The sequence below is a fragment of the Arthrobacter sp. H20 genome (assembly GCF_000520515.1).
Lineage (GTDB): Bacteria > Actinomycetota > Actinomycetes > Actinomycetales > Micrococcaceae > Arthrobacter_D.
The window spans coordinates 53,716-59,188 of the sequence record NZ_KI914724.1; the positions used below are offsets into that span (position 1 = coordinate 53,716).

The 5,473-nt window shown below is 63.5% G+C and carries 4 protein-coding genes and 1 pseudogene; 3 read left to right on the plus strand and 2 right to left on the minus strand.

Annotation, left to right across the window (positions count from 1 at the left end; all coding sequences use genetic code 11):
- A pseudogene (locus Y703_RS22365) lies at positions 1-182 on the plus strand (lipoate--protein ligase family protein); the annotation flags it as partial.
- Between the two features lie 18 nt (positions 183-200).
- Here the strand turns inward: Y703_RS22365 and pepN are convergent.
- Together pepN and Y703_RS22020 are read right to left on the minus strand one after the other, a co-directional pair.
- Positions 201-2,810 carry an aminopeptidase N gene (gene pepN / locus Y703_RS0108075; RefSeq protein WP_253907966.1) on the minus strand — a complete coding sequence of 870 codons (2,610 nt, stop codon included), beginning with the start codon at positions 2,808-2,810 and terminating at the stop codon, positions 201-203.
- A gap of 56 nt (positions 2,811-2,866) precedes the next feature.
- Positions 2,867-3,004, minus strand: coding sequence for a hypothetical protein (locus Y703_RS22020; RefSeq protein WP_155849440.1), 138 nt, complete (start codon positions 3,002-3,004; stop codon positions 2,867-2,869).
- Positions 3,005-3,117: 113 nt separating this feature from the next.
- Between Y703_RS22020 and Y703_RS18670 the strand changes: the two genes are divergently transcribed.
- Both Y703_RS18670 and Y703_RS18675 read left to right on the plus strand, forming a co-directional pair.
- Positions 3,118-4,743: a circularly permuted type 2 ATP-grasp protein gene (locus tag Y703_RS18670; protein ID WP_081743444.1), complete on the plus strand. Its 1,626-nt coding sequence runs from the start codon at positions 3,118-3,120 to the stop codon at positions 4,741-4,743.
- A partial coding sequence (locus Y703_RS18675) for an alpha-E domain-containing protein (RefSeq protein WP_035764264.1) occupies positions 4,736-5,473 on the plus strand: 738 nt, incomplete at its 3' end. The genes Y703_RS18670 and Y703_RS18675, both read left to right, overlap by 8 nt.

Here is a 5,473-nt window from a genome sequence, read left to right on the forward strand (position 1 = left end):
TCGATCCGCTCCGCCGCCAGACCGGCCGGTCCCGGGAGGACATCATCAAGGTCATGATCGACACGTTTCGGGCAAAGTACGGGGCGCGCGATGCGACGTTCACCGGGGAGGAACTGGCCCGCGCCGAACGCCTCGTCGAGGAGAAGTTCGGCACCGCCGCCTGGCTCTATCGGATCACCTAGGACCCCAGAGTGCCGGGCCTAGAGCCGGGCTTCCTGGGCCGTCAACGAGCGCAGCAGATGGTCACGTTCCTCGAGGACAATCCGGCGGAGCGCCGCTGGCGATGAACTATTCTCAGTGAGCCACTGATCGGCGGACTGGACCACCCGGTGCTTTTCCGGTGGCACCCCCTTGGCCAGATCCTGCGACCCGGGAAACAATCCTCTGACTATCCGGCTGGCCATCTCGATCCCCATCGTGTCCCACACGCGGCCGATCTCAGCGAAATAGGGGCCTTCGAATGGCTCCAACAGCTCGGCGGGCCCTTCAGCGAAACCAGCTATCGTCGCTGACAAAAGCTCGTTGGATAACCGGGTGCCGAACACGGCCTCCTGCCATGCCTCTTCCTTGGTAGCTGGGTCAGGTATGGAACTGCAGGCCCGGGTGAAGCCCGCCCTGCCTGCCGCCGTGCGGTCTGTCTCCAGCTCAGCTTCCAACTCGGCTACCGTCGCCTGTCCCTGTGCGGCCAAGGCCTGCCAGAGGAGCCAGCGCAGCTCGGGGTCAACTGCGAGGCCCGGCACTGTCTGACCAGTGCCCTGTCCGCGCAGCAGGTCATTGAACAATCCTGAATGGGTATCGCTGTGCAGCCCCAGGCCCGCAGCAGCTCGGGCCCAGACCAGCTGCTGGTCGGACGCGGGCACCGCAGCACGGAGACCGTCCACCACGAAACTGAACAGTTGCTCCCGCAGGTGCGCGCGCTCGGCAGCCGGGGCGTAGTGTTCGACGGCGTAGTGCGAGTTGCGCAGGAGGACCTGCAGTGCGCCAACTCCGGATTCGTCAGGCGCCGCAAGTTGCACAGCTCCAACATAGGCTCCGGCTGACAGGGCAGCGTCTCGGGTATTCGACCACAGCGCGGCCTGGCAAACGGCGCGTGCCAGCGGCTCCTTGAGGCGGCCCACGCTCGACAGCAGGGTGGCCAGAGACCGATCATCGAAGCCGATCTTCGCGTAGGTCAGGTCATCATCGTTGATCAGCAGCAGGTCAGGCTGGGTGGTGCCGACAAGCTCTGGGACATCGGTCTGGGCGCCGTCGATCCGGACGTCGACTGCTCCGGTCCGCACCAGGGCGCCGCCGTCAACACTGTAAAGTCCCAGCCGCAGCTGATGGGGACGGAGGGCCGACTCGCCGGTGACCGGATCGGTCGCTTCCTGACGGAGGAGAACCGAGCGGTAAGCGCCGTCGTCGTCGATGACCACCTCGGCGCTCAGCAAGGGGACCCCGGAGGTCTGGAGCCACTGCCGCGCCCAACCGGTCAAGTCCTGGCCGGTCGCATCAGCCAGCGCCGAAAGAAGGTCAGCCAGCCTGGTGTTGCCGAAAGCGTGGGTTCTGAAATACACCCGTGCCGCTTCGAAGAACGCCTCACTCCCGGCATAGGCCACCAGTTGCTTGAGCACTGACGCGCCCTTGGCGTAGGTGATGCCGTCGAAGTTCTGCTTGGCGGCCTCCAGATCAACTATGTCGGCGGTAATGGGGTGAGTGGAGGGCAGCTGATCCTGGAGGTAGGCCCACGCTTTGCGGCGGTTGGCGAAACTCACCCATGAGGTGTCAGACCCGGTGGTTTCGGCGACCGCAAGCGCACCCATGTAATCCGCGAAGGACTCCTTGAGCCACAGGTCGTCCCACCAGAACATGGTCACCAGGTCACCGAACCACATGTGAGCCATCTCGTGGAGGATCGTGTTGGAGCGGGCCTCGTACTGGTCGTGGGTTGCCCTGGACCGGAAAATGTAGCTTTCAGTGAAGGTGACCAGTCCGGGATTCTCCATCGCGCCGAGGTTGTATTCAGGGACGAACGCTTGCTCGTATTTTCCGAACGGGTACGGGTACTCAAACCGCGAGTGGAAGTACTCAAGGCCCCGTTTCGTGACGTCGAAGATGGTGTCAGTGTCGAACGCCCCGGCAAGCGACGCCCTGCAGTAGAGCCCTAGCGGAACTTCGAGGGTTGACCCGTCGGCCATAGCGCCGCACCAGTGGTCGGTGGCGGCAAAGTACGGGCCGGCCAGCACGGTGGTGATGTAGGTGGAGATCCGTTCGGTCGGCGCGAAGTGCCACACCGACAGCGAATCCCCGGCGTTTTCCCGTGCGGTTACGGCGCCGTTTGAGGCAACTGTCCAATCGGCTGGTGCGCTCACGGAGAAGGTGAAGGCCGCTTTTAGGTCAGGTTGTTCAAAATTGGCGAACACCCGGCGGGCGTCGGCCGGTTCGTACTGCGTGTACAGGTAGGTCTTACCATCCGCGGGATCGGTGAACCGGTGCATTCCCTCGCCGCTGCGGCTGTAGAGAGCGGTACCCGTCACTGTCACAGTATTATCCGCTGCCAGCTCTGGGAGGGAAATCCGTGCGCCGGCGACGACGACGGCTGGGTCCAGCTCGCTACCGTTGAGGGTAACCGAGTGGACTGTATCGGCGATGAAGTCCATGAAGGTCTCGCTACCGGGCTTGGCGCAAGTGAATCTGACTGTTGATCGGGACAGGAACCCTGTGACGTCTCGATCGGCCGCAGCGCTGAGGTCAAGGTGAACCTCGTAGCTGTCGATGCTGAGGAGAGAGGACCGGTGGGCTGCTTCATCGCGGCGGAGATTTTCGTTCATCACCCGGTCATTCAATCACGGCTGACCGACGGTGCGTTTGTCGGAAAAGGGTCCAGTCAGCGAATAGCGCCGCAAGGGGAGCCCCCGGGGGAACGGACACTGTTTGGTGCCACCAACTGGTGGTCCGGGTTCAGCCGCCGACCCTGGGTCACCAGGGCAAGGATTGTGGGAGCGTCGATCACGTAGCGGGTCATGGCGGCACTCTACGCCCTGCCTGACCCTGGTGCTCTGGAGTCTCCGAATTCGACCCGGCGTGTGACCCACTGCACAATATGTAATAGTCGAAATTCATGGCAATGTTGAACCCATGTCCGACCTCTTCGAAGATTACGCAGCAGCAGCCAGCCGTACTCCGGCGTTCGATGAAATGTTCGCACCCGGCCAACGGGCACGTGGCGAATATAGCCAGGTGGCCGCGGCCCTCAGTGAACTGAACCTCGCGGATGTCACTGCCCGCGCCGACTCCATGGCCCGCACCTTCCTGGACCGCGGTGTCACCTTCGACTACGCGGGGGAGGAGCGGCCGTTCCCGTTGGACATTGTGCCGCGCGTCATCTCGGGTACCGACTGGCAAGTCCTGGAACAGGGTGTCACCCAGCGGGTCCGGGCGCTCGAAGCGTTCCTCAATGACGTCTACGACAAAATGTCGGTGGTGACCGACGGGGTCATTCCTCGCCGGCTCATTACCTCCAGTGCCCACTTCCATCGGCAGGTGTCAGGCTTCGATCCCGCGGGCGGTGTCAGGGTCCACATTTCAGGTATCGACGTCGTCCGTGACCAGGAAGGGACGTTCCGGGTCCTCGAAGACAACGTCCGCGTTCCCAGTGGTGTCAGCTACGTGCTGGAAAATCGGCGTGCCATGGCCAAGGGTCTCCCTGAGGCCTTCGGGCAGCAGCACATCCGACCGGTGGAAGAGTACCCACGGCGGCTCCTTGCAGCGCTCCGCAAGACGGCGCCGTCGTCGGCCGAGGACCCAACTGTGGTGGTCCTCACCCCTGGCGTGTTCAATTCCGCCTACTTCGAGCACACCCTGCTCGCAGGCCTGATGGGGGTGGAGCTGGTGGAAGGCCGTGACCTGATCTGCCGCGGCAACCGGGTCTACATGCGGACCACCGCCGGTGAACAGCGAGTGGACGTCATCTACAAGCGAATCGACGATGAATTTCTGGACCCGTTGCAATTTCGTGCAGACTCCATGCTCGGTTGTCCCGGCCTCGTGAACGCAGCCCGTGCGGGCACGGTCACCATTGCCAACGCCCTGGGCAACGGGGTAGCCGATGACAAACTTGTCTACACCTATGTCCCCGACCTGATTCGCTACTACCTCAGTGAAGAGCCGGTCATCGCCAACGTTGACACCTACCGGCTCGAGGACCCGGCAGCTCGCGAGGAGGTGCTGGACCGGTTGGATGAACTGGTAGTCAAACCAGTTGACGGTTCCGGTGGCAAGGGTCTGGTCATTGGCCCCGACGCGTCGAAGGAAGAGCTGGACGCGCTGCGGGAGCGGGTGACGGCCGACCCGCGCGGCTGGATCGCCCAGCCAGTCCTGCAGCTGTCAACGGTTCCCACCATGTCCGGGGGGCAGTTCAGTCCTCGCCACGTTGACCTTCGCCCCTTCGCAGTGAACGACGGCGACGATGTGTGGGTCCTACCCGGTGGGTTGACCAGGGTTGCGATGAAGGAGGGATCCCTGATTGTGAACTCCAGCCAGGGCGGAGGGTCGAAGGACACCTGGGTGGTCGACGAACAGAACCAGACCCCAGTCCGTCAGGAGATCGAGGCTGTGCGGCGCCCGGTCCAGGAACGCGTGTGGCCGATCGAATCGGGTTGGCAGGACCGGCAGCCCGAACAACAGCAACAACAGATGGGGTGTGGTGATGCCCCCGCTGGGGACCCCCTCATGAACCAGGGAGAGGATACAGTCAATGCTTAGCCGGATCGCCGAATCCCTGTTCTGGATCGGCCGCTACGTCGAGCGCGCCGACGGGACCGCCCGCATCCTCGACGTCCACCTTGAACGCCTGAACCAGATGCCGCGGGACGAACAGCGCGATGTGTCCCGCCAGCTGCTCGGAGTGATGGGCAGCAGGGCCGACGGCGACGAACTGGTTCTATCTGATCTTCTGCAGGCGCTGGCCTACGACAGGACCAGCACCACCTCAATCGCCGGTGCCCTGGGTGCCGCACGGGAGAACGCCCGGCGGGCGCGGGAGACCGTATCCGGTAGCGTCTGGGAGAGTCTGAATACCACCTGGTACGGCCTCACCCAGCATCGCAAGGATGTGGTCGGCACGTACCGGTTCTGCCACTGGGTGGTTGAGCGCACGGCAATGATCCGTGGCCTTTCGGATACCACCATGAGCCACGACGAAAGCTGGCAGTTCCTCGTCCTGGGCCGCAGTCTGGAGCGAGCCGACATGACTGCGCGTATGCTCTCCACCCACGATGTGCACGCGGCTGGGCTGTCCTGGGTCAACATGTTGCGGTGTGCCGGCGCATACGAGTCGTTCCTGCGTACCCGGCGGGCGTCGTTTGGTGACCAGCAGGCGGCGGAGTTCCTCCTGTTGGACCGGTTGTTCCCGCGCTCGGTTGTGTACGCTCTCAGCGACGCCGAGAAGTGCCTGACCAACCTTAATCCTGCCTACCGGCGGGTCGGGTTCATC

Excerpts from the sequence above, each read along its gene's own strand:
- Y703_RS22020 (WP_155849440.1), bottom strand. The coding sequence starts at position 3,004 with ATGACCCGCTACGTGATCGACGCTCCCACAATCCTTGCCCTGGTGACC.
- Y703_RS18670 (WP_081743444.1), top strand. The coding sequence starts at position 3,118 with ATGTCCGACCTCTTCGAAGATTACGCAGCAGCAGCCAGCCGTACTCCG.
- pepN (WP_253907966.1), bottom strand. The coding sequence starts at position 2,810 with ATGAACGAAAATCTCCGCCGCGATGAAGCAGCCCACCGGTCCTCTCTC.